Source organism: Yoonia tamlensis, assembly GCF_900115105.1.
Classification (GTDB): Bacteria; Pseudomonadota; Alphaproteobacteria; order Rhodobacterales; family Rhodobacteraceae; genus Yoonia; species Yoonia tamlensis.
The window spans coordinates 1-2,532 of record NZ_FOYP01000005.1; the positions used below are offsets into that span (position 1 = coordinate 1).

The 2,532-nt window shown below is 50.7% G+C and carries 1 tRNA gene and 1 rRNA gene; both read right to left on the reverse strand.

Annotation, left to right across the window (positions count from 1 at the left end):
• Positions 1-2,086, reverse strand: a 23S ribosomal RNA gene (locus BM320_RS16175); the annotation flags it as partial.
• A 353-nt stretch (positions 2,087-2,439) separates the two neighbouring features.
• A tRNA-Ile gene (locus BM320_RS16180) sits at positions 2,440-2,516 on the reverse strand.
• Between the last annotated feature and the right edge of the window lie 16 nt (positions 2,517-2,532).

Sequence of the window (2,532 nt, forward strand, 5' to 3'; positions counted from 1 at the left end):
CCGCTTCAAAGCCTACCACCTATCCTGCACATACTGTGCCTGATGCCAATGCGAAGCTATAGTAAAGGTGCATGGGGTCTTTCCGTCTAACCGCGGGTATCCTGCATCTTGACAGGAAATTCAATTTCGCTGAGTCCACATTTGAGACAGCGGGGAAGTCGTTACGCCATTCGTGCAGGTCGGAACTTACCCGACAAGGAATTTCGCTACCTTAGGACCGTTATAGTTACGGCCGCCGTTTACCTGGGCTTCAATTCGGAGCTTGCACTCCTCCTTTTAACCTTCAGGCACCGGGCAGGCGTCAGACCCTATACGTCGTCTTACGACTTCGCAGAGCCCTGTGTTTTTAGTAAACAGTCGCCACCCCCTGGTTTGTGCCCCCGCCCAAAACTTGCGTTCTGAACGGGCCTCCTTCTCGCGAACTTACGGAGGTATTTTGCCGAGTTCCTTAAATGTGGTTCTCTCAAGCGCCTTGGTATTCTCTACCAGTCCACCTGTGTCGGTTTAGGGTACGATCTTATAGGAGGGCTATTTCCAGGAACCTGTTAGCAGCCCATTCAATCCGATAAGGATGAACTACGTCTCAGATCCGTCACCACTCCATGGCCCAGGAATATTAACCTGGTTCCCATCGACTACGCCTTTCGGCCTCGCCTTAGGGGTCGGCTTACCCTGCTCAGATTAGCTTTAAGCAGGAACCCTTGGACTTTCGGCGAGGGAGTCTCTCACTCCCTTTGTCGCTACTCATGTCATCATTCTCACTAGTGATCTCTCCACCGGATCCCTCACAGGCCGGCTTCACAGAAAACTCCGCGTCTCCAATCCTTCCGAAGAAGGTAAGGAGACATGGAATTATGTCACACTACGCTCTGCTACCATGCGATAAATCGCATCCTAGACTTCGGCTCATGGCTTGAGCCCCGTTACATCTTCGCCGCAGGACAACTTATTTAGACCAGTGAGCTGTTACGCTATCTTTAAAGGATGGCTGCTTCTAAGCCAACCTCCTGGTTGTTTTGGTCGTCCCACCTGCTTTCCCACTTAGCCATGAATTAGGGGCCTTAGTCGTAGGTCAGGGTTGTTTCCCTCTCCACCACGGACGTTAGCACCCGTGGTGTGTCTGCCGGATATTACTCCTCGGTATTCGGAGTTTGATTAGGATCAGTAAGGCTGTGGGCCCCCATTACCCATTCAGTGCTCTACCCCCGAGGGTATTCGTCCGACGCTCTACCTAAATAGATTTCGCAGAGAACCAGCTATCTCCGAGTTTGATTGGCCTTTCACCCCTAGGCACACCTCATCCCGACCTTTTTCAACAGGTGTGGGTTCGGACCTCCAGCAAGTGTTACCTTGCCTTCATCCTGGACATGCCTAGATCACTCGGTTTCGGGTCTGATCCACCGAACTCATGCGCCCTATTAAGACTCGCTTTCGCTGCGCCTACACCTAACGGCTTAAGCTTGCTCGGTAGACCAAGTCGATGACCCATTATACAAAAGGTACGCTGTCAGGCCTCAAGGGCCCTCCAACTGATTGTAGGCGTTCGGTTTCAGGTACTGTTTCACTCCCCTCGTCGGGGTGCTTTTCACCTTTCCCTCACGGTACTGGTTCGCTATCGGTCAGTAAGGAGTACTTAGCCTTCGAAGGTGGTCCTCCGATGTTCAGACAGAATTTCACGTGTTCCGCCCTACTTAATACGTCCAATTGAGCTTCATATACGGGACTGTCACCCACTATGGTTATCCTTTCCAGGATATTCTATTCACTCTCATGGCTCGGCTGGTCCCCGTTCGCTCGCCGCTACTAGGGGAGTATCTATTGATTTCCTTTCCTCCGGGTACTTAGATGTTTCAGTTCCCCGGGTTTGCTTTTGTAAACCTATGTATTCAGTCTACAAATACCTGTTTTACCCCGCTGTTAGCTGCCCTTGCGAGCAATAACAACAAAGTATCAGGTGGGTTGCCCCATTCAGAAATCCATGGATCAAAGCTTATTCTCAGCTCCCCATGGCTTATCGCAGAGTATCACGTCTTTCATCGCCTCTTACTGCCAAGGCATCCACCAAACGCCCTTTTCGCGCTTGATTTGATCCAGAAATAGTCAGACTACTTCTGTGGGCCCTCCCTTTTGTAAAATCAAAAGGGCCCTTAATCAAAATGCATACATTGCAATGTCAGCCGCTGGTTCGCAACTGACACTGTTCGAATGAGATTACTCTCATTCCGGTTAGTGTACTTGACTTGGAACAAAATAGATTTGCGTGACGATCACCGGCACCATGCGGTGCCTCACGTCAGCAGATGATCCCTTACTTGGGTTCATCATCTATTCTGATGTTGTTTCTCTCTTTACGATGTCAAACGATCAAAAGATCGTTACGTCCAGTTGGACGGCAAAGCAGCGATGCTGCTTAACGGTCAAACTGTGTCTTTTGGTTGTTGGTGGGTCGAGGAGGACTTGAACCTCCGACCTCACGCTTATCAGGCGTGCGCTCTAACCACCTGAGCTACCGACCCAACAGGGCTGCGCAGT